The organism is Sphingomonas melonis DAPP-PG 224 (genome assembly GCF_000379045.1).
GTDB lineage: Bacteria > Pseudomonadota > Alphaproteobacteria > Sphingomonadales > Sphingomonadaceae > Sphingomonas > Sphingomonas aquatilis.
Genome location: NZ_KB900605.1, coordinates 195,996 through 222,673, shown reverse-complemented (window position 1 = coordinate 222,673; position 26,678 = coordinate 195,996). Strand labels below are relative to the sequence as shown.

Genomic DNA, 26,678 nt, shown 5'->3' with positions numbered 1-26,678 from the left:
GTCGCCGGCACCGCCCCTACGCAGTCGGACCTGTCGCCCGCTTAGAAGTTCACCGATCCTTCCAGACCGATCGTGCGGGGCGGGTTGAAGTTCGCATACGAGCCCAGCACCGCGATGTTCGCGTCCGAACGGCGATAGATATGCTGTTCGTTCAGAAGGTTGCGCGACCAGAGCGACAGCGTCGCCTTCTGGCCCTGTGCGCTCAGCGGGATGTCCGCCAGCGCGATGCGGCCGTTCACGATGAAGCTCGAGTCGGTCTTCACGCTTTCCGACTGGAAGCTGTACTGCGGCGCCGCATAATTGGCGTCGAGGTGGAAGCGCGCATGCGTGCTGCCCGTGCCGACCGGCAGATCGTAATCGATCGCTGCCGATGCCGCGTGCGGCGGCGTGTAGACGGTGTAGACCTGCGTGAGCACGCCGAAGGTCGGACCCGGGTTCGGGTTCGCCGTCGCCGGCACCTTGGTGTAGGTGTAAGCGTAGGAGGCGGTCAGCGTCAGGCTGTCGATCGGGCGCGCGCTGACGTCCAGTTCGATACCGCGGATCTTCGACGTGCCCGGCGCATTCGCCGTATTTTCGGTGTGCAGGTTGAAGTTCGGGTTGGCGATCGTGGTGCCCGGCAGGAACTGGTTGGTATCGACGTTGTCGAAGTCGATCTGCGTGTTCTTGCGGTCCATGATGTAACCCGCGACGTTCACGCGCACCTTGTGGTTCAGGAAGTCGGTCTTCGCGCCGATTTCATACGCCTTCACCGATTCCGGCCCGAACGCGCCGAAGTTCGACGAGCGGTCGTTGGCGCCACCGGCGCGGAAGCCGCTCGAATATTTGGCGTACAGGTTGATGCCGGGCGCCGCGTCGGCGGCCAGCGTCACCATCGGGTCGAACCGGCCGCGATCGTAGTTGAGTACGTAATTGGTGGGGACGCCCGACACGAGGTACAGCGTGCCGTCACGCTTGTCCTTCGAATAGCGGCCACCGACGGTCAGGTGCAGCATCTCCGCCGCGGCGGGGGTCCAGGTCGCCTGGCCGTACGCGGCATAGCTGCGGGTGCGGGCGACGCTGGCGCGCTGCAGGAAGCGGGAGTTATAGTCCCAGCCCTGGTTGGACGAGCTGATCGTGCCGAACACCTGCGAGGGCAGGATGGTGTAGGCGGTGCCGTCGGCGTTCCACTGGTTCGACGAGGGCGTCGCGGCGGATTCGCGGGCCTGTTCGTTGAAATAATAGAGGCCGGCGACCCAGTCGAGCTGGTCGACGCTGCCGATCGCCTGGAATTCCTGGCTGAACTGGCTCTGGTACAGATCCGACAGGCTGTAGCGGCTGAACTTGCCGTTGGGGGCGTAGGCGACGCGCTCAGGACCGCCCGAATTGTCCCACTGGTTGGTCGCCACGCGGCGCCATGCGGTGATCGACTTCAGCGTGATAGCCGGATCGACCTTGTACGACAGCGTCGCGCTGACGCCCTGCGTCTTGTCGACGCTGTACTGCTGCGGCACGCCGACGTCGGCGACGCTCTGGCGGTTCGGATGGACGCCGACCAGCGCGGGCAGCGGCGCGATGCAGGTGGTGGCCGAGATCGTGCTCGACAGGCAGGTCGGTGCGCCGGCCGCGCTGCCCGGCAGGACGATGCGGTTGGTGGTTCGGTCCAGCACACCGACGGTGCGGCCCAGCGGGTTGTAGTTGATCAGCTGGCTGAAGAACGGCGTGTTCTCGTCACGCGCCTTGTCGAAGGCGACGTCGGCGGTGAAGCTGTCGGTCGGCTTCCAGCGCGCGGCGATGCGGCCGCCGACGCGGTCATAGGCGTTCCAGCCGAGCTGGCCGGCGAGCGGGTTGCGCGTCGTCGCATCCTGATGCTGGTACACGCCGTCCAGCTTGATCGAGATGTTCTGATATTCGGGCAGGTCGATATGCGCTTCGCCGTTGCGCGCCCCGTAATTGCCGAAGCCTGCGGTGACGCGGCCACCGAATTCCCCGGTGGGCGCCTTGGTGACGATGCTGAGCGCGCCGCCTTCGGTGTTGCGGCCGAACAGCGTACCCTGCGGACCACGCAGCACTTCGATGCGCTGCACGTCGAACAGCGCGGCGTTCAGGCCCTGCGAGCGGCCGAGGTAGACGCCGTCGATATAGACGCCGACGCCCGAATCGCGCGCGGTCTGGTTCTGGTCGAACGGCACGATGCCGCGGATGCCGATCGTCAACGCCGATTGGCGCGCTTCGAAGGTCGCGACGCGCAAGCTGGGCACCGCGCCGTCACCCAGGTCGAGCAGGCTCTGGACGTGGCGGTCCTTGATCGCTTCGGGATCGAGCACGCTGATCGCGATCGGCGTCTTCTGCAGGTTGGTTTCGCGCTTGGTCGCGGTGACGACGATGTCCTGCAGCTGGTCCGGCTCGGCCGCGGGGGTCGGGTCCGTGGCGGGCGTGGGATCGGCGGCCGGCGCGGTGGTGGCCGTCGCCTTGGCGGCATCGGCGGCGAACGCCGGTGCAGCGGCGAGGGCGGATGCGGCGACGCCGATCATCAGCAGCGCGCGGCTGCCGGACATCTTCATCATGACGAAATATTCCCCTTCGAGGCAATGTGCCTTCCTGGGGCGCGCCTACCGCCGGGCTGTGGCGGGCGTGTTGCGATTCGATGACGCCGCCGGCGAGCGGGACTTCATCTTGGCGTCATGTTTCTCATACGCAGCATTGAACTAGCCTAGCCAACGCTGGTAGCCGCGATCAGATTGCGTCTGCCGACCAAGTGGGGCAGGTATGGACTCATTCTGCAGGGGGCATCAACGCACGAAGGCGGGGCGTGTCGGCACGATAGAGGACTTGGCTGCGCTGTATGGCGAGGTCGCCGCGCCTTCGATCGTCAAGGAGGTGGATCACATTCACCCGGTTTACCGTCCTTTCATCGAAGCGGCCCCCTTTGCCGTGCTGGCGACGGCGGGACCGGGCGGGCTAGACGCGACCCCGCGTGGCGACCCGGCCGGTTTCGTTCATATAGAAGACGACCGCACATTGCTGTTGCCCGATCGGCGCGGCAACAACCGTATCGACAGTTTGCGAAACATCATCGCCGATCCGCGTGTAGCCTTGCTGTTCCTAATACCCGGCGTCGGTGAAACCCTGCGTGTCCACGGCACTGCCGAAATCCGCGCCGATGACGACCTGCTTTCCCGCTTCGCGGTCGCGGGACAGCGCCCCCGCACGGTGTTGCGGATTACCGTCAGCAGCGTTTTCTTCCAGTGTAGCCGGGCGGTCATCCGCGCCGGGCTTTGGAATCCGGACAGCCGGATCGATAGGTCGCACTTGCCGAGCGTCGGCACCGTGTTCCGCGCCTTGTCCGAAGCGGCGATCGATGGCGAGGCTTATGATCAGGCCTTGCCCGACCGTGTGGCCAATACGCTGTATTGAAAAGACATCGTAAGGACGGGCAGGACAGACTCAGCCGTCTGTGTAGGACGCTTCGCTACCGTTCTGCGCTTCTCCCTCGGCGATCAGCTTGGCGTAGCGTCGGGCCATGTCGAGGTGGACGCGGCGGCCGTCGCTGTTTGGCGTGCGATCGGCGAGTGCGCGTTCCTGGCGCTCGCGGTGGATATAGAATTGGGTTTCGGCATGAGTCGGCATGAAGGCCTCCCTCATTGGGGTGATGCTTGTCGCCAACGGGCAACACGTCACAAGCCATGACCCTTTAGCACGATAGGGCGCGTTTGGCCTTCATCTGCATCAATCCGCCTCGGGCCGGCGCCGCGGCTCTCGAACGGCAAAAAGCCGATCGGTCTCCAAACGAAAAAGGGGCCCGGCATCGCTGCCGAACCCCCCATTTCATCAGCCGTTGGCCGATGATCAGTCGCGATCACCGGTCAGGAAGGCCGGCGCGAATTCCGGCGCGGGGCCGTCATCGTTGCCGCCGCCGTTACGCGGGCCACGGTCGCCGCCTTCGCCGCGGGGGCCACGGTCACGGCGCGGGCCGCGATCGCCGCGGTCGCCGCCACGATCGCCGCCGTCGCGACGGGGACCACGGTCGCCGCGATCGCCACGGTCGCCGCGCGGGCCACGGCTGCCACGGTCGCCGCCTTCACGCGGTTCGCGCGCCGGACGCGTATCTTCCAGCTCGGCGCCGGTTTCCTGGTCGACGACGCGCATCGACAGGCGAACCTTGCCGCGCGGATCGATCTCGAGGACCTTCACCTTGACTTGCTGGCCTTCCGACAGGACGTCCGAGACCTTCTCGACGCGCTCGTTCTTGATCTCGCTGACGTGGACGAGACCGTCCTTGCCGCCCATGAAGTTCACGAACGCACCGAAATCGACCAGGTTGACGACCTTGCCGTCGTAGATCTTGCCGACCTCGGCCTCTTCGACCAGGCCCTTGATCCACTTGATCGCGGCTTCGATCTGCGACGAATCCGACGACGACACCTTGATGACGCCCTCGTCGTCGATGTCGACCTTGGCGCCGGTGGTGGCGACGATCTCGCGGATCACCTTGCCGCCCGTGCCGATCACTTCGCGGATCTTCGACTTGTCGATCGTGAAGGTTTCGATGCGCGGCGCATGCGCCGACAGCTCCGAACGGGTCTCGCCCAGCGCCTTGGCCATTTCATTGAGGATGTGCGCGCGGCCTTCGTGGGCCTGCTTCAGGGCGACCTTCATGATCTCTTCGGTGATGCCCGAGATCTTGATGTCCATCTGCAGCGCGGTGATGCCCTCGCTGGTGCCGGCGACCTTGAAGTCCATGTCGCCGAGGTGATCCTCGTCGCCCAGGATGTCCGACAGGACGGCGAAGTCCTTGCCTTCCAGGATCAGGCCCATCGCGATGCCCGACACCGGGCGCTTCAGCGGCACGCCCGCGTCCATCATCGACAGCGAACCGCCGCAGACGGTGGCCATCGACGACGAGCCGTTCGACTCGGTGATGTCCGACGTGACGCGGATCGTGTAGGGAAATTCCTCCTTCGACGGCAGCACCGGGTGCAGCGCGCGCCAGGCGAGCTTGCCGTGGCCGACTTCGCGACGACCCGGCGCACCGAAGCGGCCGACTTCACCGACCGAATAGGGCGGGAAGTTATAGTGGAGCATGAAGTTCTGGTACGACAGGCCGTTGAGGCCGTCGATCATCTGCTCCGCGTCGCGGGTGCCGAGCGTGGTGGTCGCGATCGTCTGGGTTTCGCCACGCGTGAACAGCGCCGAACCATGGGCACGCGGCAGGAAGTGAACTTCCGATTCGATCGGACGGATCTGCGTCGTGGTACGGCCGTCGATGCGGCGACCGGTCTTCAGGATCGCGGTGCGGACGATGTCGGCTTCCAGCTTCTTCACCAGCTTGAGGCTGGCGAGATACGCCTGCGGATCGCTGTCCTTCAGGTCGGCCATGCCGTCGCGGGCCTTGGCGCGCGCGTCGTTGATCGCGGTCTGGCGGGCCTGCTTGTCGGTCAGCTTGTAGGCCGCCTCCAAGTCCTTGCCGATCAGCTTCTTCAGCTTCGCCTTCACACCTGCGCTGTCGGCCTGGACCTTGAGTTCCCAAGGCTCCTTGGCGGCCTGTTCGGCAAGGTCGATGATCGCGTCGATCACCTGCTGCGACGCCTTGTGCGCGAACATCACCGCGCCGAGCATGACGTCCTCCGACAGCTCCTTGGCTTCGGATTCGACCATCATGACGGCGTCATGCGTCGCGGCGACCATCAGGTCGAGCTCGCCGGTCAGCACCTCGGCGTCCGACGGGTTGAGGACGTATTCGCCGTCCTTGTAGCCGACGCGCGCCGCGCCGATCGGGCCCATGAAGGGCACGCCCGACAGCGTCATCGCGGCCGAGGCGGCGATCATCGCCAGCAGATCGGGCTCGTTCTCGCCGTCATACGACAGAACCTGCGCGATGCAGTTGATCTCGTTGTAGAAGCCTTCGGGGAACAGCGGGCGGATCGGACGGTCGATCAGGCGGCTGACCAGCGTCTCACGCTCGGTCGCGCCACGCTCGCGCTTGAAGAAGCCACCGGGGATGCGGCCCGAAGCCGAAAACTTTTCCTGGTAGTGGACGGTGAGCGGGAAGAAATCCTGCCCTTCCTTCACCGACTTGGCGGCGGTCACGGCGCAGAGCACCACCGTCTCGCCGAGCGTCGCGATCACCGCGCCGTCGGCCTGGCGGGCGACCTTGCCCGTTTCGAGGGTGAGCGTCTGGCCGCCCCACTCGATCGATACCTTCTTGGCATTGAACATGTATTTTCCTTCACTCCCCACGCCAAATGCGTCGGGGGGCCTATCTGCGAGCTAAGCCGGCTCGCGCGGTGTGGAGCGTCTTGTCGCTCCGATGGATCGGGGCCGAATTGCCCGTCTTCCGCTTACCCGGCTCGTGCCGGTATTCGTGAAACGTATGGCGCGCCCATAGCACGGATATACGAAAAGGGCGACCCGAAGGCCGCCCTCTCGTTTCACCCGCTGGGGGTTACTTGCGAAGACCCAGCTTCGCGATCAGGTCCAGATACCGCTGGCCATCGGTCTTGCGCAGATAGTCGAGCAGCGAGCGCCGCTTGTTGACCATCATCAGCAGCCCGCGGCGCGAATGGTTGTCCTTCTTGTGACCCTTGAAGTGCTCGGTCAGGTTCTTGATGCGCTCCGACAGGATCGCGACCTGGACTTCCGGCGAACCCGTGTCGCCTTCCTGGCGGGCGTGAGCCTTGACGAGTTCGTTCTTGCGCTCGGCGGTAATGGTCATGTGTTCATCCTCGACATCACAGATTGAAACCGCGGACGACGCGGACCTGTTGGTCCTCGACCGATACCAGCGCGACCGGCGTGTCGCCGTCGCATGCGAAGTATGGGCCATCGTCCGTGGCGATCCCGGTCAGAACACGCCCCTGGCGGAGCGCCCCTGCCTGATCGGGGGTGAGGGGTAGAGCCGGGATGTCGTCCAGCCCCGCCCTCAACGGCAGGAGTATCTGTTCAAGGGTGCGCCCCATACCGGCTTCCGCCAGATTGTCCAGCGTTATCGCCGGCGCGAGAGTGAAGGGGCCGGCCTTGGTACGGCGAAGCATGGTGACGTGCCCGACCGTGCCGAGCGCGAGCGCGATGTCGCGGGCGAGGGAGCGGATATAGGTGCCCTTGGAGACGTGGGCGGTGAGGGTGATGTCCTGCAATTCCTCCCTCGCGTCAGCGGGGGAGGGGGACCGCTCGCCGCAGGCGAGTGGTGGAGGGGGCGTGTCCGCAGACGGGACGTTCGCCGTATCCGCCCCCTCCGTCAGCGCGTCGCGCTGCCACCTCCCCCTGGCGGGGGAGGAATGGAGGGCATGCACCGTCACGTCCCGGCTCGCCAGCACCACCTCCTCGCCGGCGCGCGCCAGATCATAGGCCCGCTCGCCGTCGACCTTCAGCGCCGAATACGCCGGCGGCACCTGGGTGATCGGGCCGGTGAAGCGCGGCAGCACCGCCTCCACGTCGCTGAGCGTCGGCCGCACGTCCGACGTCGCTACACTCACGCCTTCCGCATCCAGCGTATCGGTCTGCTCGCCAAAGCGGATGGTGAAGTCGTACACCTTGTCGCTGTCGAGCATCCGCCCGGCGAGCTTCGTCGCCTCGCCGAGCGCGACCGGCAGCACGCCCGTCGCCAGCGGATCGAGCGTGCCGCCGTGGCCGACCTTGAACTTGCCGTATCCGCCCTGCCGCAGCGCGCGCTTTACCGCAGAGACGACCTGTGTGCTGCCGAGCCCCAGCGGCTTGTCGACGATGATCCAGCCGTGCATCAGCCGATCGCCTGCGCCAGTTTCAGGAACAGGCCGATCACCGCATCGGCCGGTGGGCCGACCAGCCGCCCGACGACATCCGCCTTGGGCGCGATCATCGGCAGCACGACGAGGACAAAGAGCAGCAGCAGGAAGCCGAACCGCCCGATCTTCGCCCATTGCGCCGCGAGCGGGCGGGGCAGGATACCCTCGACGACATGCCCGCCATCGAACGGCGGCATCGGGAGCAGGTTGAAGATCGCGAGGAAGACGTTGACCAGCAGGAAGTTGACGAGGTTCGCGAAGACGAACGCCGCGACACCGGTCGGCTGTGCGCCATGCAGTAGCGCAACCGCGGTGCCGATCAGGATCGCGGCGATCGTGGCGAGGATCAGGTTCATGCCCGGTCCGGCGAGCGCCACCGCGACCATGCCCCATCGGGGGTTGCGCAGGCGCTGCGCGACGACCGGCACCGGCTTCGCCCAGCCGAACACCGGCGCGCCCGCGATGGCGAGGCCGAGCGGCAGGATCAGCGTGCCGACCGGATCAACGTGGCGGAGCGGGTTGAAGCTCAGCCGTTTCCGCTCCGCGGCGGTCGGATCGCCGAGCCATTTCGCCATCCAGCCGTGCGCAACTTCGTGAAAGACGATCGCGATGACGAGCGGGATGATCCACACGGCCGTGCGGTAGACGATGTTATCGGGGTTCATGGCGCGCGATATGGCGCGGGGAAGGGGAGAGCGCCACTCCCTGTTCGTCATCCCGGCGTACGCCGGGATCCATGGACGCGTGACGCCGATGGCAGCTCGCCCTCGTTTGCGGCCCCGGAACCATGGATCCCGGCGTGCGCCGGGATGACGACGATATCAGCCGGCCAGTGCCTCCGAAAAATGCCGCCGGCACAGTGCGATATAGCGATCGTTGCCGCCGATCTCAGTCTGCGCGCCCTCGGCGATGGCGCGACCCTCGCCATCGACACGCAGGTTCATCGTCGCCTTACGCCCGCATACGCACACCGATTTGATCTCGATGAGCGCATCCGCGATCGCGAGCAGCCGCGCCGATCCTTCAAACAACCGTCCCTGGAAATCGGTGCGCAGGCCATAAGCGAGCACCGGCACGTTCAGCACATCGCAGATATGCGCCAGCTGCGCGACCTGTGCGGCGGAGAGGAATTGCGCCTCGTCAACCAGTACGCAGGCGAGCGGGCCGCGCGCCTGCCGATCCGCGACACAGGCCGCGAGATCGGTCGTGCCCTCGAACGGCGTCGCCGGTGCCTCCAGTCCGATCCGGCTGGTGATTGTGCCGTGCGCAAAGCGATCGTCCACCGCCGCGGTGAACAGCATCGTCTCCATCCCCCGCTCACGATAGTTGAAGTCCGCCTGCAACAGCGTGGTCGACTTCCCCGCATTCATCGAGGCGTAGTAGAAATAGAGCTTGGCCATCAGAAGCGGCGGTACAGGGGATCGCGGGGTTCCTGTAAAGCGCCTTCTGCCTTATCGACCCTCACCGACTTGGCGTCGATCCGCCCCGTAGCGACGTCGCCGATCATCCACAGCGGCCACCAGTCGCCGGCCTTCGCGTTCTCGCTACAGGCGTAGGGCGAACTGATCGTAACGATCATGAGATGCCGGCTGTCCTTCGACCAGCGCATCGCCGATGGTAGGACGGCGTCCGGAGTAAGGCAGCGGAACCGACTAACTGCCTGCCGTTTCGCTGCTGTGACAAGCTGACGGCGCCGCACGACCCGGCGGTCGACGATTTCGAAGAGCTCAAGCTCATCCATGAACGAACCGACATGATGGTTCACCGCAAGCCAGTGGGCATCAGGCGACCAGAGCACCGTGAACGGCATATCATCGGACAGAGAGCTCAGACGGGCGAGTATCTTGCCGTGCGAATCCTGAAGCTCGATCGGCGGCTGGCGATCTCGATATGCCCGTTGGACAATAATCAAGCTGCCATCCGGGGATGGCGCCCGACCGCGGCATGTCGCAACGAATTGATAGACGGTCTTGGTGCGATTGAACCCGCTGGATTTGCAGTTGGTGGTCAGCGCACCGATCTGCGCTTGGACGAACGACGCCTGGCTGAGTGCCGTTACGATGGTGAGCGCACAAAGCCATAGACCATGGCGCCTAACGGTCGTGCGAACCCGATACGCTTTGCCCTTCCGTCCCACCGACACCTCGAGCATTGAACCACTGGCGCATGTAGGGCGATCCGGCGGTAGCATTCGGCCGTCCGCCTACGTGATGACGGTCGCCGTCGTGCACCAACGTGACCTGCCGCCGTCCAGCCGTCAATCCTCGCCCGCGTCGCCCAGATCGCGTGCCACTTCCGGCCGGCGGAGCAACTGGTCGATGTGGCTGCCCTCGTCAAAGCTTTCGTCGGCCAGGAACTTCAGCTTGGCGGCGTATTTGTTCTGGATGCGATGCGCCACTTCGCGTTGCAGATAGGCGGTGTTGGTGCGCAGGGCCTTCAGCACAGCCTCCTCGTCACGCCCAAGCAGCGGCTTCACGAAGACGGTTGCGTGGCGCAGGTCGGGGGACATGCGCACTTCGGTGATGCTGACCATGTGTTTGGCCAGCGTTTCGTCATGCACGTCGCCGCGCTGGAGGATTTCCGACAGCACGTGGCGCACCTGTTCGCCGACGCGCAGCGTGCGAACCGATTTTTCCTGGGGGTCTTTGTTCATCATGCCTCCAACCCCTCTCCCGCCGGGAGAGGGAGGGGCCCGCCGCCGTCAGGCGGTGGGAGGGTGAGGGTGGGGGTGACGGACGGCGCCCTCACTCTCACCCCTCCGCTGCCTGCGGCAGCTCCCTCCCTCTCCCAAAGGGGAGAGGGACGTCAGGATTAGAGGGTCCGTTCGCGCATCTCGACTTCGAACGTTTCGAGGAAGTCGCCGGCCTTGATGTCGGTGAAGTTCTGCGTGAACGTCACACCGCATTCCAGACCCGCGCGAACCTCAGCGACATCGTCCTTGAAGCGACGCAGTGACGCGATCTCACCCTGGTAGATGATGACGTCGTTGCGCGTGATGCGGGCCTTGAGCGCCTTGCGGATGACGCCTTCGACGACCAGCAGACCGGCGGCCTTGCCATGCTTGCCCGCCGAGAAGACCTCGCGGATTTCCGCACGACCGACGACGGTTTCGAACGCTTCCGGCCCGAGCTCGCCCGCCATGCCCGCCCGGATCTCGTCGATCAGGTCGTAGATGACGTCGTAATACTTGAGCGCCACCTTCTGCCGATCGGCGATCTCGCGCGCCTTGGCATTGGCACGGACGTTGAAGCCGATGATCGGCGCGCCGCTGGCACCCGCCAGCGTCACGTCGCTTTCGGTGATGCCGCCGACGCCCGAATGCAGCACGCGCGCCTTGATGAGGTCGGTCGAGATCTTGTTGATCGACGCGACGATCGCCTCGACGGTGCCCTGCGTATCGGCCTTGACGACGAGCGGATATTCCTTCGCCGCATTGGCCTTCAGTGCCGAGAACATGCTCTCGAGGCTCGCCGGCGCGGTCGTGGTGCGCTTCTGCGTCAGCACGCCCTGGCGATATTCGGCGACCTCGCGGGCGCGCGCCTCGTTCTCGACGACCTGCAACGGATCGCCCGCCGACGGCACGCCCGAGATGCCGAGCACCTCGACCGGCATCGCCGGACCGGCCTGCTTTACCTGACGGCCCTTGTCGTCGACGAGGGCGCGGACCTTGCCGCTTTCCGCGCCGATGACGAAGACGTCGCCGACCTTCAGCGTGCCGCGGTTGACCAGGATCGTCGCGACCGGGCCGCGGCCCTTGTCGAGCTTCGCCTCGATCACCGTGCCCTCGGCCGGACGGTCGGGGTTGGCGCGCAGTTCGAGCAGTTCGGCCTGCAGCTGGATCTTCTCGATCAGCTCGTCGAGGCCGGTCTTCTTGAGCGCGGAGACTTCGACGTCCTGGACGTCGCCGCCCATTTCCTCGACCACCACCTCATGCTCCAGCAGGCGCTCGCGCACGCGCTGGGCATTGGCCTCGTACTTGTCGATCTTGTTGATCGCCACGATCATCGGCACGCCGGCCGCCTTGGTGTGGTTGATCGCCTCGATCGTCTGCGGCATCAGCCCGTCGTCGGCCGCGACCACCAGCACCACGATATCCGTGACGTCGGCACCGCGCGCACGCATCTGCGTGAACGCCTCGTGGCCCGGCGTGTCGAGGAAGGTGATCTTCGACTTGTCCTTCAGCGTGACCTGATAGGCGCCGATATGCTGCGTGATGCCGCCGGCCTCGCCGCGCACCACGTCGGTGCCGCGCAGCGCGTCGAGCAGGCTGGTCTTGCCGTGATCGACGTGACCCATGATCGTGACGACCGGGGGACGCGGCTTCATCGCCTCTTCGGCGTCCTCGACCGTGTCGATCGCCAGATCGATGTCGCTGTCGGAGACGCGGACGATGTTGTGGCCGAATTCGGTCACGAGCAGCTCGGCCGTATCCTGGTCGATCGTCTGCGTCATCGTGACGGGCATGCCCATCTTGAACAGCGTCTTGACGAGGTCGGCGCCCTTTTCGGCCATACGGTTGGCGAGTTCCTGGACGGTGATCGCCTCGGGCACCTGCACGTCGCGGACCTGCTTGGGCTGCGCTTCACGCGGGCCGCCGAAGTGACGCTTTTCCTTTTCGCGCGCACGCTTCAGCGCGGCGAGGCTGCGGCTGCGCGCACCATCGTCGCCCAGCGCGCGGTTGACGGTCAGCTTGCCGCCGCGACGCTCGTCGCCCTTGCGGTCGCGCTGAGTCGGACGGCTCGGCGGCGCGTTGCGCGGCGTGGCCTGGCCCGAGGGCAGGTTGCGGTTGACGCCACCCGAGGCGCTGCTGCCCGACGCACTCGCGGCCGGAGCCGCCGCAGGGGCGGGCGCCGGCGCCGGCTTGGGCTGCGGCTTGGGGATTTCGGGACGCGCGACTGGCGAGAAGCGACGCGGCGCGGGCAGCGACGGGTCGCGACCCAATTCCACCGTCGGCGCAGGCGCCGGAGCGGGTGCCGCCGGACGCGGCGCAGGCTGGGCGACCACTGGAGCCGGGGCCTGAGCGGGCGCCGGTGCAGGCGTGGGGGCCGGCGTCGGTTCGGGGGCGGCAACGGGTTCCTCGACCGGCGTCGGCGGCACGGGCCGCTCGACCGGGCGGAAGCCACGGCCGGCCGGGGTCGGCACGGTCACGGTCGGCGCGGCAGGCGCTGCCGGGGCGGCTGCGGCAGGCGCAACCGGCTCGGGCGCGGGCGTGGGCTCGGGCGCAGCCGGGGGAGCGGCAGCGGCTGCCGCAGCAGCGGCGGCCTTTTCGGCGGCGCGACGGCGCTCGTCCTCGGCGGCTTGCGCACGCGCAGCTTCCTCACGGCGACGGATGTCCTCCGATGCCTGGATGCGCTGCTCCTCGGCCTCGCGCAGCATGCGGGCCTGGCGCTCCTGCGGCGTCTCGTTCGACGGCGCCGGGCGCGGGGCAGGGGCCGCCGGAGCCGGCGTCGGCGCGGCGACGGGCGCCTGCACCGGCTGCTCGGGTGCGGCCTGCGCCTCGCCCGGGCGGCCCAGCACGCGCCGCTTCTTCGTTTCCACGATCACCGTATTGGACCGGCCATGGCTGAAGCTCTGCTTCACCTGGCCGGTCTCGACCGTGCGCTTCAGCCCCAGGGGCGCGCGCATGCCAAGTTTCGGCTTATCGTTGTCGGTGTCGCTCACTCAAATTCCTCGTTCACGTCTACGGCCGGTCGCGTCCCGCCGGGTTCGGCGCCGGATAACCGGTGCGCCGATGCGCCTTGCGGGGCCGTTTCGCAAGGCACGGGAGTGGGTTCAGGTCCGATAAAATGCAGCCAGCGGTCGAGCGCGTCGCTCACCCGCGCGGCGGCAGCGCGGTCGGTCAGGGCGATGTGTACCACATTTTCGCGGCCCAGCGCCAACGACAATATGGTGCGCGAGACCGGCAATACCAAGCCCCGGATGTCCGATCCTTCGCGATCCGATCCGATCCGCCACGCCTGATCGAGCTTGCGGTTGCCGTCGGTGCCGGCGTCGGCAGCATGATAGAGCGCGTGGAGCTGTCCCGATCGTGCCGCCGTCTCGATCTTTTCGGAGCCGGTCAGCAGCAGGCCGGAGCGCGATTCGAGGCCGAGCCGGTCGAGCGCATTGCGTTCGAGTGCCGCGGCGATGCGCGCGGGCAGGTCGTCGGGGATCACGAGTTCCGCGCCCTTGAATGCGCGGGCGAGCGCGCCGCGCAGGCGCTTCTTCGCGATCGCTTCGTCCAGTTCGGCGCGGGTGACGCCGATCCACGCGCCGCGGCCGGGGGCCTTGGCACGCACGTCGGGCAGCACCTGTCCGTCCGGCGCGATCGCGAGTCGCACGAGGTTGTCGCGGACGTCGCGGTCCTGCGTCAGAATGCATTTGCGGATGGGGTCGGTCATGCGGCGACCTCCGCCAGACCCACTCCGTCATTCCCGCGCAGGCGGGAATCCAGACGCGCTACCGCCAACGACGAAATCGCCAGGTCAGCCAGTCTGGATCCCCGCCTAGGGTCCCATCGAAGTAATACTTCGATGGGGGCCCTGCGCGGGGATGACGGATAGGGAAGGGCGAACGAGTCGCCCCTCACAAAGCGTCGTTGAACCGTCAGCGTCTCATTGCGAGGGAACCGCATCAGCGTCCTCCCGCACTTGGGGCGCATCGCGGTCGGCGATCAGCTGACCGCCGGCGCCGTAATTCTCCGTCGACACTTCCTCGATCACGATCTGGACCGCGGCGGGGTTCTTGCCGAGGCGCGTGACGAGGCTGGCCGTCACGTCCGCGACGACCCCTGCCTTCTGCTCCTTGGTCGCGGAGCCGGCCAGTCGGATCGAGACGAAAGGCATCAGGCCTCCTCACCCTCCGACGCGTCGGTCGAGGCGGGGGCATCGGCGGCTGCCGGCGCTTCGTCCTCGAACCAATGCTGGCGCGCGGCCATGATGATCTCGTTGCCCTGCTCGTCGCTGAGACCGTATTCGGCGAGGATACCGCCCTTCGGTTCGGGGCGCTTGGGCGCGTCCTCGTTGCGGCGACGCGGCTCGGCGCGCTTCTTCTCGACCAGTTCGTCGGTGGCGAGGTCGGCGAGGTCATCGAGCGTCTTGATGCCCGCCTTGCCGAGCGTGACCAGCATCGCTTCGGTCAGGTACGGCATGTCGGCGAGCGCGTCCTCGACACCCAGCGCACGACGTTCGTCACGCGCGGCGGCCTCGCGGCGGTCGAGCGCTTCCTGCGCACGGCTCTGCAGTTCCTGCGCCAGGTCCTCGTCGAAGCCCTCGATGCCGGCCAGTTCGTCCAGCTCGACATAGGCGACCTCTTCCAGCGCGCCGAAGCCTTCGGCGACCAGCAGCTGCGCCAGCGTCTCGTCGACGTCCAGTTCGTTCTGGAACATCTCGGAATTCTGGACGAACTCCTTCTGGCGCTTTTCGCTCGCATCGGCTTCGGTCAGGATGTCGATCGCCTTGCCGGTCAGCTGGCTGGCGAGGCGGACGTTCTGGCCGCGGCGACCGATGGCGAGGCTGAGCTGGTCGTCGGGCACGACCACCTCGATCCGGTCCTCTTCCTCGTCGATCACGACGCGGCTGACCGAAGCAGGCTGCAACGCGTTGACGACGAAGGTCGCGGTGTCGGGCGACCAGGGGATGATGTCGATCTTTTCGCCCTGCATTTCCTGCACGACGGCCTGGACGCGGCTGCCCTTCATGCCGACGCAGGCGCCGACCGGATCGATCGACGAATCGCGGCTGATGACGCCGATCTTGGCGCGGCTGCCCGGATCGCGCGCGGCGGCCTGGATGGTGATGATGCCGTCGTAGATTTCGGGCACTTCCTGCGCAAACAGCTTCTTCATGAAGTCGGGGTGCGCGCGGCTGAGGAAGATCTGCGGTCCGCGGTTCTCGCGGCGGACGTTGAGGATCAGCGACCGGATGCGGTCGTTGACGCGGACGACTTCGCGCGGGATCTGCTGGTCGCGGCGGATGACGCCTTCGGCGCGGCCCAGATCGACGACGATGTGGCCGAACTCGACGCGCTTGACGACGCCGGTGATGATCTCGCCCTGACGATCCTTGAACTCTTCATACTGGCGCTCGCGCTCGGCGTCGCGGACCTTCTGGAAGATGATCTGCTTGGACGCCTGCGCCTGGATGCGGCCGAATTCGATCGGGGGCAGCGGATCGACGATATAGTCGCCGACGGTCGCGCCCTTTTGCAGCTTCTGCGCCTGGTTGACGTCGACCTGCTTGAAATAATCGTCGACCGCCTCGACCACCTCGACGACGCGCCACAGGCGCAGGTCGCCGGTCTGCGGGTCGAGCTTTGCACGGATGTCGTTCTCGATGCCGTAGCGGGTCTTGGCCGCACGCTGGATCGCTTCCTCAAGAGCCTCGATCACGATGCTCTTGTCGATCATCTTTTCCGATGCGACCGAATTGGCGATCGCGATCAGTTCCGCGCGGTTGGCGGTGGCGACGGTGGCCATCTTACTGCTGTCCTTCGTTGGATGCGTCGGTGTCGTCTGTTTCTTCGAATTCGTCCGCGCCTTCGCTGGAAAGCGGCGCGGTGGCGGCGAGCAGGCGATCGGTGATCGTCAGCTTCGCGTCATGGATCTGGTCGAGGCCGACGGTCATCGGCTGATAGCCGCGCACGTCGATCGTCACCTTGTCGCCCTCGATCCCGACCAGATCGCCGGTCAGGATCTTGCGGTTGTCGATCTTCTCGACCAGCGTCACCTTCGCCTCATGCCCCGCCCAATTGACGTAATCCTGCGGGCGGGTGAGCGGGCGGTCGATGCCGGGCGACGACACTTCGAGGCGATAGGCGTCCTCGATCGGATCCTTGCCCTCGGCCTCCAGCGCGTCGAGCACGTCCGAGATGCGGCGCGACAGATCGGCGCAATCGTCGATCGTCAGCTGGCCGGTGTCGGGCCGTTCGGCCATGATCTGGAGCGTGGGGTCGGATTTGCCGCCGAACATCTTCACGCGCACGAGGTCGAAACCCAGCGCTTTGGCTTCGGGTTCGATCAATGCGGTCAGAAGGGCGATGTCCGCCATGCGGGCTCCAAAACAGATATGCGTGTTCGCCGCCGCGGAAGGGGTCCCCCGCAGCCTCTTTCACCTGACGATGTTAGAGAAGGCAGCGGCTATATACGCCGGCCCCCGCATAGAAACAAGCATCCATCGTGCGGGCCCGTGCGTTCGCTGCACCGATAAAAAGGGAGACTTTCATGCGCCTGCACCTGCTCGCCGCCCTGCCAGTGGTCCTGATCGCCTGTTCGGGCAACGCCCCCGCGACCGGGGAGGGCGCGCAGGCCGGTGAGACGCCGCCCAGTGCCAAGCCGTTCCGCGAGACGGTGGTCGCCGATTTCGTCTCCCCCTGGGCGCTGGCGTTCCTGCCGGACAATCGCATCCTCGTCACCGAAAAGGCCGGGCAGATGATCCTGCTGTCGGCCGACGGCAAGCGCCGCCAGACGATCGCGACGCTGCCCGTCGATTCGGCGGGGCAGGGCGGGTTGATGGACGTGGTGCCCGCGCCCGATTTCGCGACCAGCAAGCGCATCTATTTCAGCTATTCGACCGCCGGTCAGGGCGGCAAGGGCGTGGTGCTCGCGCGCGGCCGGCTGCGCGGCGAAGGGGCGAGCGAACGGCTGGGCGAGATCGAGGCGCTGTTCCAGGCGCGGCCCTTCGTCGAGGGTAACGGCCATTATTCGGGCCGCATCGCCTTCGCGCCCGATGGCCAGAGCCTGTTCTTCACCAATGGCGAGCGGCAGAAGTTCACGCCGGCGCAGGACCCGCAGGCGACGCTGGGCAAGGTGCTGCGCCTGACGCTCGACGGCAAGCCCGCGCCGGGCAATCCGCTGGTGGCGAAGGGCTTTGCGCCGGAGGTGTGGAGCTATGGCCACCGCAACCTGCTCGGCATCGCGTTCGACGCGCAGGGGCGGTTGTGGGAGCAGGAGATGGGGCCGAAGGGCGGCGACGAGTTGAACCTCATCATGCCCGGGCGCAACTACGGCTGGCCCAATGCATCGAACGGCAGCCATTACGACGGCCGCGACATTCCCGATCACCGCCCCGGCGACGGCTACGAACCGCCCAAGGTGTGGTGGAACCCGGTGATCTCGCCGGGCGGGCTGATGATCTATTCGGGCAACCTCTTCCCGGCGTGGAAGGGCGATGCCTTCATCGGTGGCCTGTCGTCCAAGTCGCTGGTCCGCGTCGACCTCGACGGGCAGACTGCGAAGAAGGCCGACCAATGGCCGATGGGCGCACGGATCCGTGACGTGGAGCAGGGGCCGGATGGCGCGATCTGGGTGATCGAGGACGGCGGCGAATCGCAGGGGCGGCTGATCCGGCTGACGCCGCGGTAAGGGGCGTAGATAATTCCTCCCCCGCCAGGGGGAGGTGGCGCCGCGAAGCGGTGACGGAGGGGGAGGATACGGTGAGCGTGGCGTTCGCGGAAACGCCCCCTCCACCACGGCCTGACGGCCGCGGTCCCCCTCCCCCGGCTGCGCCGAGGGAGGAATTGGCTCAGTCCCGCACCACCAGATAGTTCATCCGCGCGTGCGCGATCGGCTTGTCGCGGTCGTCCTGCCAGGCGATCGCTTCGACGTTCGCGACGCGCGTGCCGAGCCGCGTCACGATCCCCTCAGCATGCGTCGGCTTGTCGCGGCCGCCGCGCATGAAGTCGACGGTGACGTTGACCGGCTTGATCCGCCCGCCACCCTCTTCGGCCAGCGCATGCTGCAACGATACGATCGCCGCGACCTCCAGCAGGCCCGAAATCGCACCGCCGTGCAGGAAGCCGGGCCGCCCCAGCACCTCGTTGCGGAAGGGCATCACCAGCAGGGGTGCGGCGCCGTCGCGTGGCTCCAGCGTTACGCCGAGCATCTCGGCATAGGGCGGCAAAGCGTGCTGCGTGTTCATGCCATCTGGTCCATCAGCATGAAGGTGCCGGCGACATGCGCCAGCGGATCGTCGGGCGTTTCATCATACGCGATGCCGCGGACGAAGGCGATCGAGCGGGTCAGCTTCAGGCATTCGCCGCGCCCGATCACGGTCCGCCCCGGCACCGCGGGCCGCAGATAATCGACGCGCAGGTCCAGCGTCGCCTGGGGCGCGAACTTGTCGCGCTTGATCCAGACCGCGACGCTGGTCGCCATGTCCATCAGCGCGATGATCGGGCCGGACGCGAGGACGCCGCTGTCGACATCGCCGATCAGCCGCGCATCGTAGGGCAAGGCCAGTTCGACCCAATCGTCGTCCCTGCCGTGATAGGTGATACCCACTGCGCCGCCATGGCCGCCGAAGCGATGCGCCATGAACGCCTCTAAGTTGAAACCGCTCATGCCCCGTCTCTACACGCCGCGCCCGGTGGCGCAACGCGGGGCGAGCAGGTAGCGTGCGGTAAAGCATGAACGCATCTGCACGCCGTTCGTGCTGAGCCTGTCGAAGCACGGTGGCCGCCACCTGCCCTTCGACAGGCTCAGGGCGAACGGGCAGGATTTGGGAGAGAGCCATGAACGACCGCGTCACCACGACCATCACCGACGGCATTGCCGACGTCCGCCTGACGCGGGCCGACAAGATGAATGCGATCGATCCTGCGATGTTCGAATCCATCGGCGCGGCGATCGACGCGCTGCACGATCGCACCGACGTGCGCTGCGTCGTGCTGTCGGGTGAGGGGCGGGGGTTCTGCGCCGGCCTCGACATGGCGAGCATGGCGCGCGGCGGGTCCGGCACGGGGATCGCACGCAACGACCAGGGCAGCATCCTGCCGCAGCATGTCACCTGGGGCTGGCGCCAGCTGCCGATGCCCGTGATCGCCGCGGTGCATGGCGTCGCCTTCGGCGGAGGGTTCCAGATCATGTCGGGCGCCTGCATCCGCATCGCTGCACCGGACACGCGCTTTGCGATCCGCGAGACGCATTGGGGGCTGGTGCCCGATATGGCGGGCTTCCCGATCTGGCGCGGGCTGGTGCGCGACGACGTGCTACGCGAGCTGGTCTATACCGCGCGCGAATTCGATGCGGCGGAGGCGCTGCACCACGGCTTCGTCACGCGGCTGGCGGACGACCCTTACGAGGCCGCCATGGCGTTGGCGCGCGAGATCGCCGGTCGCAGTCCGCATGCGATCCGCGGGGCGAAGCGCCTGCTCAACATGGCGCACGACGCCGACCCGCGCGCGATGCTGGAGGCAGAGACGGCCGAACAGCTGAAGGTGATCGGCAAGCCCAATATGATGGAGGCGGTCGCGGCGAACATGGGCAAGCGGGCGCCGGTGTTCGTGGATTGAGGGGCGACGTCCCGCAGCCGCCCTCACCCTTCCGGCGCTGCGCGCCTCCCTCCCTCTCCCGGCGGGAGAGGGAAGGGGCCCGCGGCCGTCAGGTCGTGGGAAGGGTGAGGGTGGGTGCGGGACGGCCGCCTTACCGCGGCGCCATGCGGATACCGCCGTCGAGCCGGATATCCTCGCCGTTGAAATAGCCGTTCTCGATCAACGTCATGGCGAGGTGTGCATATTCCGCTGGATCGCCCAGCCGCTTCGGGAACGGCACGCTGGCCGCCAGTGCACTCTTCACCGGCTGCGGCGCGCCCTGCAGCAGCGGCGTGTCGAAGATCCCGGGCAGGATCGTGTTCACGCGGATGCCTTCGCCCATCAGGTCACGTGCGATGGGGAGCGTCATGCCGACGACGCCGCCCTTCGATGCGGAATAGGCCGCCTGGCCGATCTGGCCGTCCTCCGCCGCGACGCTGGCGGTCATCACGATCGCGCCGCGTTCGTTATGCTCGCCCGGATCCAGCGTCAGCATGCCGGCCGCGGACTTGGCGACGCAGCGGAACGTGCCGACGAGGTTGATCTGGATGAGCCAGTCGAACGCCTGGAGCGGGAAGTGCTTGATGCTGCCGTCTTCCTTCGATCGGCTGGCGGTCTTCACCGCATTGCCCGTGCCGGCGCAGCAGACCAGCACCGATTCCTGCCCATGTGCCTCGCGCGCCTTGGCGAAGCCGGCGTCGACGCTGTCGTCGCTGGTGACGTTCACTTCGCAGAAGATGCCGCCGATCTCCGCGGCGAGCGCCTCGCCCTTGTCGCGTTGCAGGTCGAAGATCGCGACCTTCGCGCCCTTTGCCGCCAGCGCGCGTGCGGTGGCGGCACCGAGGCCGGATGCGCCACCGGTGACGACCGCGGCGGTGGTGTTCGTGATATGCATAGACCCTGTCCTTCTTTCAGTCCTTCCCCGCCAGGGCGTGTGAGGATGAACGGCCCCCGGCCGTTCAAGATCATGCCGGGGGCATGATCGACCTCGCACGGTGGCAGCGCAGCTGACGGAGGGGGAGGGTGACGGCGCCTTTCGTTTCGGAACGTACCGCCGTCCGCCCCCTCCACCATTCGGCTGACGCCGAACGGTCCCCCTCCCCCTGGCGGGGGAGGACTGGGTTACAGTCGCTCGACGATCGTGACGTTGGCGATGCCGCCGCCTTCGCACATCGTCTGCAAGCCGTACCGCCCGCCGCGCGAGTGCAGCGCATGGACCAGCGTCGCCATCAGCTTCGTGCCCGACGCGCCGAGCGGATGGCCGAGAGCGATCGCCCCGCCATTGACGTTGAGCTTCGCCGGATCGCCGCCGGTATGCTGCAACCAGGCGAGTGGCACCGGCGCGAACGCCTCGTTCACCTCGTACAGGTCGATGTCATCGATCCGCATGCCGGCGCGCTGCAAGGCGCGATCCGTGGCGAACAACGGCTCTTCCAGCATCACGACGGGATCGCCGCCGGTGACGGTCAAATTGTGGATGCGGGCCAGGGGCGTCAGGCCATGCGCCTTCAGCGCTGCCTCGCTCACAACCATCACCGCACTCGCGCCGTCGCAGATCTGGCTGGCGTTGGCCGCGGTGATCGAGCCGCCCTCCTGCAACAGCTTCACCGCGCCGATGCTTTCCGGCGTCGCGTCGTAGCGGATGCCCTCGTCGCGGTCGTGGATCACCGTTCCCTCAGGCGTCTCCACCTCCAGCCCGACGATCTCGTCGGCAAAGGCGCCAGCCTCGGTCGCCGCAGCAGCGCGGCGATGGCTTTCGAGCGCATAGGCGTCGAGCTGCGCCCGGTCGAAACCGTATTTGCGCGCGATCATCTCCGCGCCCATGAACTGGCTGAACTGCACGCCGGGAAAGCGCGCCTCCTGTCGCGGGCTCTTCGCCTTGCCGAGGCCGGCTTGCGCGAACAGCGCGCCGGTCGATCCCATCGGCACGCGCGTCATGCTTTCGACGCCCGCGGCGATCACGACGTCCTGCGTCCCGCTCATCACCGCCTGCGCGGCGAACTGGATCGCCTGTTGCGACGATCCGCACTGGCGGTCGATCGTGACGGCGGGCACGCTGGTCGGCAGCGACGAGGCGAGCACCGCGCCACGCCCGACCTGGAAGCTCTGCTCGCCGCCCTGGCTGACGCAGCCCATGATGACGTCTTCGATCGCGGCGGGATCGATGCCGCTCCGTCCGACGATCGCGTCGAGCGTCGCCCCCGCCATGTCTGCCGGGTGCCAGCCTGCCAGCCGCCCGCCGCGCCGTCCGCCCGCGGTCCGCACCGCCTGGACGATATAGGCCTCCGCCATCGCTTCGCTCTCCATAACTCTTGTTATTGTGGCGATGTGTCGCGTAATCCATGGCAAAGCGCAAGAGGGTGACGATGGACGTTCGACAAGCGGTGGCGGCACGACGATCGGTGCGCGGATTCCTCGATACGCCGGTGCCGCTGGCGCAGTTGCGGGACCTTGCGGAGGCCGCAGCACGGGCGCCCTCGGGCGGCAACCTTCAGCCATGGCACGTGCAGATCGTGCAGGGCGACGCGATGGCGCGGCTGAAAGCCCTCATGGCCGATCGACTGGCGAGCGGGGCGAGCGAGGCACCGCAATACGCCATCTATCCGCCGGAGCTCGACGACCCGTGGCGCGGCCGGCGCTTTGCGGTGGGGGAGGCGCTGTACGATCGGCTCGGCATTCCGCGGGAGGATAAGGCAGGGCGCCGGCGCTGGTTCGCCGCCAATTATCGCTTTTTCGGGGCACCGGCGGCGTATTTCTGCTCGGTGGACCGGCGCATGGGGCCGCCGCAATGGTCAGACCTCGGCATGTATCTGCAAACGCTGATGCTGCTCGCCGTCGAGGCGGGGCTGGCGACCTGCCCGCAGGAATGCTGGGCCATGTATCCCGAGACGGTGGGGCGGTTTCTGGACTTGCCCGAGGGCCGGATGCTGTTCTGCGGCGTGGCGATCGGATTCGAGGATACGGAGGCGCTGGCCAATGCGCTACGCAGCGAGCGGGCGCCGGCGGACGAGTGGCTGAGCGTGGTGGCGTAAGGGGATTTTTGTCGCCCCGGACTCGATCCGGGGTGACGTTCCTTACCGGCTTTCTTAGGACCGATCGACATTCACTGACGCCAAGATACGAAGAGGTGAAGACAAGACGGTTCGCGCGGAGGCGCGGAGGACGCGGAGGTGTCGCGCGCGTGGCAACGCTCCGCCTTGACCTCGACCGAGATAGACAGGCCGCTCGCGCGGCAAACGCGACACCTCTGCGTCCTCCGCGCCTCCGCGCGAACAAAACTCCCTTTTCTTCATGTCTTTCCGCTCGTCGAAAACTTCATCACGACGGTGAATGTCGATCGGCCCTAGAAGCGGGACCCCGGATCAAGTCCGGGGTGACGGGGGCTACAGGACCACTCGCTCCGGCTTCGACTCCTTGATCGCCGCCAGCACCATCCGTTCCCACACCGCCGGGTCGCCTGCCGCGGCCATGCGCTGGTCCGGCTCGCGTAATGTGCGCAGCACCGCCAGCGCATCGGGCAGGTAATCGCGCCACGCGCTATCCACCTGATCGCTCGCGCTTTCGGTATCGCCGCCGGCATTCACGCTGATCCGCTGCCCCGCCAGCACGCGGGCGATCCGTTCGGCGACGGGAGTGGTCGACACGTCCATGGCTGCTCTCCTTTGACATGGACAATGCGCGAACGGCCGCGGCGGTTGCCGGATACGACAACGGCCCGGCGAGGGATGCTCGCCGGGCCGTCATTAAAATCGCGAAGGGAGGGGGATCAACGCGCGGCGCCGGCACCCTGTCCACGGCCACCGCCGCCCGAGCGGCCGCGGCCGCCACCGCCGCCACGACGGCTGGCGTTGGCGTAATTGCGCGTCGCGGTCGGCGCATGCGTCGCGCGCGGGCGGGCCGGCTGGCGCTGGCCGCGCGGCAGGTCGGCGCGCGGTGCGGGGTCCGCACCGATCGCCTTGACGCGCGTCGCCTTGATCTCGTTGGCGAGGCCGGTGAAATTGTCCGGCAGCGGACGCACGGTCACCTTCTGGCGCGTGATCTTCTCAATGTCCTTCAGGTACGGCCGCTCGTCATCGGCGCAGAAGGCGATGGCGATACCGCTGTTGCCCGCGCGCGCAGTGCGGCCGATGCGGTGGACGTACTGTTCCGCGACGTTCGGCAGCTCGAAGTTGACGACATGGCTGACACCCGACACGTCGATGCCGCGCGCGGCGATATCGGTGGCGACCAGTACCTTGGTCTTGCCGTCCTTGAACTCACCCAAGGCCCGTTCGCGCTGGCCCTGGCTCTTGTTGCCGTGGATAGCGTTGGCCGCGATACCGTTGCCGGCGAGCAGCTTCACGACACGGTCGGCGCCATGCTTGGTGCGCGTGAAGACGAGCGCGCGGTCGATCGCCGGGTCCTGCAGCACCAGCGTCAGCAGCGCCTGCTTCTCCGTCTGGTTGACGAAGGTGACATATTGGTCGACGCGCTCGGCGGTGGTCGATTCCGGCACCACCGACACGGTCTTCGGGTTGGTGAGGAACTGGCCGGCGAGATCGCGGATCGCTGTCGGCATCGTCGCCGAGAAGAACAACGTCTGGCGCTTGCGCGGGATCATCCGCACGATCTTCTTGAGCGCGTGGATGAAGCCGAGGTCCATCATCTGATCGGCTTCGTCGAGGACCAGGATCTCGATCATCGACAGGTTGCACATGCCCTGCTCGACCAGGTCGATCAGGCGGCCCGGCGTCGCGACGAGAATGTCGACGCCGCGGCTCAGGTCCTGGCGGTTCTTATTGATGCTGGTGCCGCCGAACACGGTCGCGACGCTGAGCTTGGAAAACTGGCCATAGCCGCGCGCATTGTCGGCGATCTGGCTGGCGAGTTCGCGCGTGGGCGCGAGGACGAGCATGCGGACATGCGTCGGCAGAACGCGCTTCTGCGCGGCGACTAGGCGCTGGATCGACGGCAGCACGAACGCCGCGGTCTTGCCGGTGCCGGTCTGCGCGATACCGAGCAGATCATTGCCTTCCAGCAGGATCGGAATCGACTGCGCCTGGATCGGCGTGGGGGTGGCATAGCCCTTGGCCTCGAGCGCACGGACGAGCGGCTCGGCGAGGCCGAGATGAGCGAATGACATGGATTAACAACCTTCAAAAACGGCCTCGCCAGCGCGCCGTCCGAAGGAGAGGGCACGCCGGTGCGGCGGGGGAAACCGACACCCCGCGTGAAAAGGGAAGCCTTCAGCTAACGACCGAGGCGGAGCCGGGGGTGGCAGGGCCAACCCGTTCACGCTGCATGACGCCTCGATGGCCCGGCATGTGCGCTGCACTGCCGCAAAAGTCAAGATGGCTGGCCTTGGTTTGCGCGCCACGTCGCACCACAGACCGCGTCATTGCGAGGAGCGAAGCGACGCGGCAATCCAGAGCGTATCGCGCGCGGCTCTGGATTGCTTCGCTGCGCTCGCAATGACGGGCAGGCTATCGGGACGACATTACAATGCCCGCCCGATCACCTCTTTCATGATCTCGTTCGTGCCGCCGTAGATTCGCGTCACGCGCGCCGACCGCCACGCCCGCGCGATCGGATATTCGTTCATATAGCCCGCGCCGCCGTGCAGCTGGAGGCAGGCGTCGAGCACCTCCCATTGCAATTCGGTGTGCCACAGCTTCGCCGCTGCACCTTCCTCGTTGGTCAGCTCGCCCGCAAGATGCCGGCGGATCGCCCAGTCGAGATGCGCCCAGCCGACCTGCAACTTCGTCTTGATGCCCGCCAGCACGAAGCGCGTGTTCTGGAAGTCGAACACCACGCCGGCGAACGCCTTGCGGTCCTTGGTGAAGGCGACGGTATCGTCGAACGCCTTCTGTGCCGACGCCTGCGCGCCGACCGCGATCGACAGCCGTTCCTGCGGCAGCTGGCTCATCAGATAGACGAAGCCCTTGCCCTCTTCCCCTAAGCAATTGGTGATCGGCACGCGCACGTCGTCGAAGAACAATTCGGACGTGTCGGCCGCTTCCTGCCCGATCTTGTCGAGCTTGCGGCCGCGCCGAAAGCCCTCGCGTTCCGCCTCGACCAGGATGATCGACATGCCGCGCCACGCGGGCTTGGCGTCGGGATCGGTCTTGGCGACCACCAGCACCAGATCGGCGTTCTGCCCGTTGGTAATATAGGTCTTGCTGCCGTTGAGGACGTAGTGGTTGCCGTCGCGCTTCGCGGTGGTGCGGATTGACTGGAGGTCGCTGCCCGTGCCCGGCTCGGTCATCGCGATCGCGGTGATCGTCTCGCCCGACACCATGCGCGGCAGCCAATGGCGTTTCTGCTCCTCCGATCCGTAATGCTCCAGATAGCCGACGACGATGTCCGATTGCAGCGTGAAGCCCGCGGGCACGCCATTGTAGGTCAGCTCTTCGTTGACGATCGCGTTATAGCCGAAATCGAGGCCCAGCCCGCCATATTCCTCCGGCACCGTCGGGCACAGCATCCCGACCGCCCCCGCCGCGCGCCAGAAAGCGGGCGGCACCAGCCGGTTCGCTTCCCACTCGGCGACATGGGGTACGCCTTCCTTGCGCAGGAACTGGCGTACGCTCTGCCGGAACGCCTCGTGATCCCCATCATAGGCGCTGCGGCCCGCGACATCGTCCAGCGTCATGATCCTCTCCTTGTGTTTGGGTT

Annotated in this window: 25 protein-coding genes; 4 read left to right on the top strand and 21 right to left on the bottom strand. The window is 66.8% G+C overall.

Annotation, left to right across the window (positions count from 1 at the left end):
- Nucleotides 1-41: 41 nt before the first annotated feature.
- Nucleotides 42-2,543: a TonB-dependent receptor gene (locus tag SPHME3_RS0101165; RefSeq protein ID WP_017977687.1), complete on the bottom strand. Its 2,502-nt coding sequence runs from the start codon at nucleotides 2,541-2,543 to the stop codon at nucleotides 42-44.
- Between the two features lie 265 nt (nucleotides 2,544-2,808).
- On the opposite strand from SPHME3_RS0101165, the gene SPHME3_RS0101160 reads away from it, so the two are divergent.
- Nucleotides 2,809-3,393, top strand: a complete 585-nt coding sequence (locus SPHME3_RS0101160; RefSeq protein WP_017977688.1) for a pyridoxamine 5'-phosphate oxidase family protein — start codon at nucleotides 2,809-2,811, stop codon at nucleotides 3,391-3,393.
- A gap of 30 nt (nucleotides 3,394-3,423) precedes the next feature.
- Here SPHME3_RS0101160 and SPHME3_RS0101155 read toward each other — a convergent pair whose 3' ends face one another.
- The 13 genes from SPHME3_RS0101155 to rimP form a co-directional block, all read right to left on the bottom strand.
- Nucleotides 3,424-3,606 (bottom strand): hypothetical protein, encoded by a 183-nt coding sequence (locus SPHME3_RS0101155; RefSeq protein WP_017977689.1) that lies wholly within the window; start codon nucleotides 3,604-3,606, stop codon nucleotides 3,424-3,426.
- A gap of 219 nt (nucleotides 3,607-3,825) precedes the next feature.
- Entirely contained in the window at nucleotides 3,826-6,195 is a 2,370-nt protein-coding gene (gene pnp / locus SPHME3_RS0101150; RefSeq protein ID WP_017977690.1) for a polyribonucleotide nucleotidyltransferase, read from the bottom strand.
- A gap of 226 nt (nucleotides 6,196-6,421) precedes the next feature.
- A complete protein-coding gene (rpsO, locus tag SPHME3_RS0101145; RefSeq protein WP_017977691.1) occupies nucleotides 6,422-6,691 on the bottom strand; it encodes a 30S ribosomal protein S15 in 270 nt (89 codons plus the stop codon).
- A gap of 16 nt (nucleotides 6,692-6,707) precedes the next feature.
- The gene (gene truB, locus SPHME3_RS0101140) at nucleotides 6,708-7,715 is read right to left on the bottom strand and encodes a tRNA pseudouridine(55) synthase TruB (RefSeq protein ID WP_017977692.1); all 1,008 of its coding nucleotides are present in this window, start codon (nucleotides 7,713-7,715) and stop codon (nucleotides 6,708-6,710) included.
- The gene (locus SPHME3_RS0101135) at nucleotides 7,715-8,404 is read right to left on the bottom strand and encodes a site-2 protease family protein (protein ID WP_017977693.1); all 690 of its coding nucleotides are present in this window, start codon (nucleotides 8,402-8,404) and stop codon (nucleotides 7,715-7,717) included. The genes truB and SPHME3_RS0101135 overlap by 1 nt, the downstream gene beginning before the upstream one ends.
- 156 nt (nucleotides 8,405-8,560) lie before the next feature.
- Nucleotides 8,561-9,139, bottom strand: coding sequence for a thymidine kinase (locus SPHME3_RS0101130; RefSeq protein WP_017977694.1), 579 nt, complete (start codon nucleotides 9,137-9,139; stop codon nucleotides 8,561-8,563).
- On the bottom strand, nucleotides 9,139-9,891 hold the full coding sequence (locus tag SPHME3_RS0101125) for a hypothetical protein (RefSeq protein WP_017977695.1): 753 nt from the start codon (nucleotides 9,889-9,891) through the stop codon (nucleotides 9,139-9,141). Before SPHME3_RS0101125 ends, SPHME3_RS0101130 begins: the two co-directional genes overlap by 1 nt.
- Nucleotides 9,892-9,996: 105 nt before the next feature.
- The gene (rbfA, locus tag SPHME3_RS0101120; protein ID WP_017977696.1) at nucleotides 9,997-10,395 is read right to left on the bottom strand and encodes a 30S ribosome-binding factor RbfA; all 399 of its coding nucleotides are present in this window, start codon (nucleotides 10,393-10,395) and stop codon (nucleotides 9,997-9,999) included.
- Nucleotides 10,396-10,550: 155 nt separating this feature from the next.
- A complete protein-coding gene (gene infB / locus SPHME3_RS0101115; RefSeq protein ID WP_017977697.1) occupies nucleotides 10,551-13,400 on the bottom strand; it encodes a translation initiation factor IF-2 in 2,850 nt (949 codons plus the stop codon).
- Nucleotides 13,397-14,119 (bottom strand): DUF448 domain-containing protein, encoded by a 723-nt coding sequence (locus SPHME3_RS0101110; RefSeq protein ID WP_017977698.1) that lies wholly within the window; start codon nucleotides 14,117-14,119, stop codon nucleotides 13,397-13,399. The genes infB and SPHME3_RS0101110 overlap by 4 nt, the downstream gene beginning before the upstream one ends.
- A 213-nt stretch (nucleotides 14,120-14,332) precedes the next feature.
- Nucleotides 14,333-14,563: a tautomerase family protein gene (locus SPHME3_RS0101105; RefSeq protein WP_017977699.1), complete on the bottom strand. Its 231-nt coding sequence runs from the start codon at nucleotides 14,561-14,563 to the stop codon at nucleotides 14,333-14,335.
- The gene (gene nusA, locus SPHME3_RS0101100; RefSeq protein WP_017977700.1) at nucleotides 14,563-16,194 is read right to left on the bottom strand and encodes a transcription termination factor NusA; all 1,632 of its coding nucleotides are present in this window, start codon (nucleotides 16,192-16,194) and stop codon (nucleotides 14,563-14,565) included. The genes SPHME3_RS0101105 and nusA overlap by 1 nt, the downstream gene beginning before the upstream one ends.
- 1 nt (nucleotide 16,195) lies before the next feature.
- The gene (gene rimP / locus SPHME3_RS0101095) at nucleotides 16,196-16,765 is read right to left on the bottom strand and encodes a ribosome maturation protein RimP (RefSeq protein WP_017977701.1); all 570 of its coding nucleotides are present in this window, start codon (nucleotides 16,763-16,765) and stop codon (nucleotides 16,196-16,198) included.
- Nucleotides 16,766-16,938: 173 nt separating this feature from the next.
- On the opposite strand from rimP, the gene SPHME3_RS0101090 reads away from it, so the two are divergent.
- Complete coding sequence (locus SPHME3_RS0101090; protein ID WP_017977702.1) at nucleotides 16,939-18,078, top strand: PQQ-dependent sugar dehydrogenase; 1,140 nt, start codon at nucleotides 16,939-16,941, stop codon at nucleotides 18,076-18,078.
- Between the two features lie 160 nt (nucleotides 18,079-18,238).
- Here SPHME3_RS0101090 and SPHME3_RS0101085 read toward each other — a convergent pair whose 3' ends face one another.
- Together SPHME3_RS0101085 and SPHME3_RS0101080 are read right to left on the bottom strand one after the other, a co-directional pair.
- A complete protein-coding gene (locus tag SPHME3_RS0101085) occupies nucleotides 18,239-18,634 on the bottom strand; it encodes a PaaI family thioesterase (protein WP_017977703.1) in 396 nt (131 codons plus the stop codon).
- Nucleotides 18,631-19,056, bottom strand: a complete 426-nt coding sequence (locus SPHME3_RS0101080) for a PaaI family thioesterase (protein ID WP_017977704.1) — start codon at nucleotides 19,054-19,056, stop codon at nucleotides 18,631-18,633. Before SPHME3_RS0101080 ends, SPHME3_RS0101085 begins: the two co-directional genes overlap by 4 nt.
- A gap of 170 nt (nucleotides 19,057-19,226) precedes the next feature.
- On the opposite strand from SPHME3_RS0101080, the gene SPHME3_RS0101075 reads away from it, so the two are divergent.
- Nucleotides 19,227-20,006 carry a crotonase/enoyl-CoA hydratase family protein gene (locus SPHME3_RS0101075; RefSeq protein ID WP_017977705.1) on the top strand — a complete coding sequence of 260 codons (780 nt, stop codon included), beginning with the start codon at nucleotides 19,227-19,229 and terminating at the stop codon, nucleotides 20,004-20,006.
- Between the two features lie 130 nt (nucleotides 20,007-20,136).
- Here the strand turns inward: SPHME3_RS0101075 and SPHME3_RS0101070 are convergent, their stop codons facing one another.
- Complete coding sequence (locus SPHME3_RS0101070; RefSeq protein ID WP_017977706.1) at nucleotides 20,137-20,919, bottom strand: SDR family NAD(P)-dependent oxidoreductase; 783 nt, start codon at nucleotides 20,917-20,919, stop codon at nucleotides 20,137-20,139.
- A gap of 227 nt (nucleotides 20,920-21,146) precedes the next feature.
- Complete coding sequence (locus tag SPHME3_RS0101065) at nucleotides 21,147-22,316, bottom strand: acetyl-CoA C-acetyltransferase (protein WP_024310448.1); 1,170 nt, start codon at nucleotides 22,314-22,316, stop codon at nucleotides 21,147-21,149.
- Nucleotides 22,317-22,390: 74 nt separating this feature from the next.
- On the opposite strand from SPHME3_RS0101065, the gene SPHME3_RS0101060 reads away from it, so the two are divergent.
- Nucleotides 22,391-23,056: a nitroreductase gene (locus tag SPHME3_RS0101060; RefSeq protein ID WP_020486370.1), complete on the top strand. Its 666-nt coding sequence runs from the start codon at nucleotides 22,391-22,393 to the stop codon at nucleotides 23,054-23,056.
- Between the two features lie 351 nt (nucleotides 23,057-23,407).
- Here SPHME3_RS0101060 and SPHME3_RS0101055 read toward each other — a convergent pair whose 3' ends face one another.
- The 3 genes from SPHME3_RS0101055 to SPHME3_RS0101045 all read right to left on the bottom strand — a co-directional run bounded on the left by SPHME3_RS0101055 (nucleotide 23,408) and on the right by SPHME3_RS0101045 (nucleotide 26,655).
- Nucleotides 23,408-23,674 carry a hypothetical protein gene (locus SPHME3_RS0101055; protein ID WP_017977709.1) on the bottom strand — a complete coding sequence of 89 codons (267 nt, stop codon included), beginning with the start codon at nucleotides 23,672-23,674 and terminating at the stop codon, nucleotides 23,408-23,410.
- A gap of 116 nt (nucleotides 23,675-23,790) precedes the next feature.
- Nucleotides 23,791-25,146 carry a DEAD/DEAH box helicase gene (locus tag SPHME3_RS0101050; protein WP_017977710.1) on the bottom strand — a complete coding sequence of 452 codons (1,356 nt, stop codon included), beginning with the start codon at nucleotides 25,144-25,146 and terminating at the stop codon, nucleotides 23,791-23,793.
- 354 nt (nucleotides 25,147-25,500) lie between these two features.
- The gene (locus tag SPHME3_RS0101045) at nucleotides 25,501-26,655 is read right to left on the bottom strand and encodes an acyl-CoA dehydrogenase family protein (protein WP_017977711.1); all 1,155 of its coding nucleotides are present in this window, start codon (nucleotides 26,653-26,655) and stop codon (nucleotides 25,501-25,503) included.
- Between the last annotated feature and the right edge of the window lie 23 nt (nucleotides 26,656-26,678).

What these genes read in the sequence shown, in the direction of transcription:
- SPHME3_RS0101165 (WP_017977687.1), bottom strand. Translation starts at nt 2,543, where the DNA reads ATGATGAAGATGTCCGGCAGCCGCGCGCTGCTGATGATCGGCGTCGCC.
- SPHME3_RS0101155 (WP_017977689.1), bottom strand. Translation starts at nt 3,606, where the DNA reads ATGCCGACTCATGCCGAAACCCAATTCTATATCCACCGCGAGCGCCAG.
- pnp (WP_017977690.1), bottom strand. Translation starts at nt 6,195, where the DNA reads ATGTTCAATGCCAAGAAGGTATCGATCGAGTGGGGCGGCCAGACGCTC.
- rpsO (WP_017977691.1), bottom strand. Translation starts at nt 6,691, where the DNA reads ATGACCATTACCGCCGAGCGCAAGAACGAACTCGTCAAGGCTCACGCC.
- truB (WP_017977692.1), bottom strand. Translation starts at nt 7,715, where the DNA reads ATGCACGGCTGGATCATCGTCGACAAGCCGCTGGGGCTCGGCAGCACA.
- SPHME3_RS0101135 (WP_017977693.1), bottom strand. Translation starts at nt 8,404, where the DNA reads ATGAACCCCGATAACATCGTCTACCGCACGGCCGTGTGGATCATCCCG.
- SPHME3_RS0101130 (WP_017977694.1), bottom strand. Translation starts at nt 9,139, where the DNA reads ATGGCCAAGCTCTATTTCTACTACGCCTCGATGAATGCGGGGAAGTCG.
- SPHME3_RS0101125 (WP_017977695.1), bottom strand. Translation starts at nt 9,891, where the DNA reads ATGCTCGAGGTGTCGGTGGGACGGAAGGGCAAAGCGTATCGGGTTCGC.
- rbfA (WP_017977696.1), bottom strand. Translation starts at nt 10,395, where the DNA reads ATGATGAACAAAGACCCCCAGGAAAAATCGGTTCGCACGCTGCGCGTC.
- SPHME3_RS0101110 (WP_017977698.1), bottom strand. Translation starts at nt 14,119, where the DNA reads ATGACCGACCCCATCCGCAAATGCATTCTGACGCAGGACCGCGACGTC.
- SPHME3_RS0101105 (WP_017977699.1), bottom strand. Translation starts at nt 14,563, where the DNA reads ATGCCTTTCGTCTCGATCCGACTGGCCGGCTCCGCGACCAAGGAGCAG.
- nusA (WP_017977700.1), bottom strand. Translation starts at nt 16,194, where the DNA reads ATGGCCACCGTCGCCACCGCCAACCGCGCGGAACTGATCGCGATCGCC.
- rimP (WP_017977701.1), bottom strand. Translation starts at nt 16,765, where the DNA reads ATGGCGGACATCGCCCTTCTGACCGCATTGATCGAACCCGAAGCCAAA.
- SPHME3_RS0101090 (WP_017977702.1), top strand. Translation starts at nt 16,939, where the DNA reads ATGCGCCTGCACCTGCTCGCCGCCCTGCCAGTGGTCCTGATCGCCTGT.
- SPHME3_RS0101085 (WP_017977703.1), bottom strand. Translation starts at nt 18,634, where the DNA reads ATGAACACGCAGCACGCTTTGCCGCCCTATGCCGAGATGCTCGGCGTA.
- SPHME3_RS0101080 (WP_017977704.1), bottom strand. Translation starts at nt 19,056, where the DNA reads ATGAGCGGTTTCAACTTAGAGGCGTTCATGGCGCATCGCTTCGGCGGC.
- SPHME3_RS0101075 (WP_017977705.1), top strand. Translation starts at nt 19,227, where the DNA reads ATGAACGACCGCGTCACCACGACCATCACCGACGGCATTGCCGACGTC.
- SPHME3_RS0101070 (WP_017977706.1), bottom strand. Translation starts at nt 20,919, where the DNA reads ATGCATATCACGAACACCACCGCCGCGGTCGTCACCGGTGGCGCATCC.
- SPHME3_RS0101065 (WP_024310448.1), bottom strand. Translation starts at nt 22,316, where the DNA reads ATGGCGGAGGCCTATATCGTCCAGGCGGTGCGGACCGCGGGCGGACGG.
- SPHME3_RS0101060 (WP_020486370.1), top strand. Translation starts at nt 22,391, where the DNA reads ATGGACGTTCGACAAGCGGTGGCGGCACGACGATCGGTGCGCGGATTC.
- SPHME3_RS0101055 (WP_017977709.1), bottom strand. Translation starts at nt 23,674, where the DNA reads ATGGACGTGTCGACCACTCCCGTCGCCGAACGGATCGCCCGCGTGCTG.
- SPHME3_RS0101050 (WP_017977710.1), bottom strand. Translation starts at nt 25,146, where the DNA reads ATGTCATTCGCTCATCTCGGCCTCGCCGAGCCGCTCGTCCGTGCGCTC.
- SPHME3_RS0101045 (WP_017977711.1), bottom strand. Translation starts at nt 26,655, where the DNA reads ATGACGCTGGACGATGTCGCGGGCCGCAGCGCCTATGATGGGGATCAC.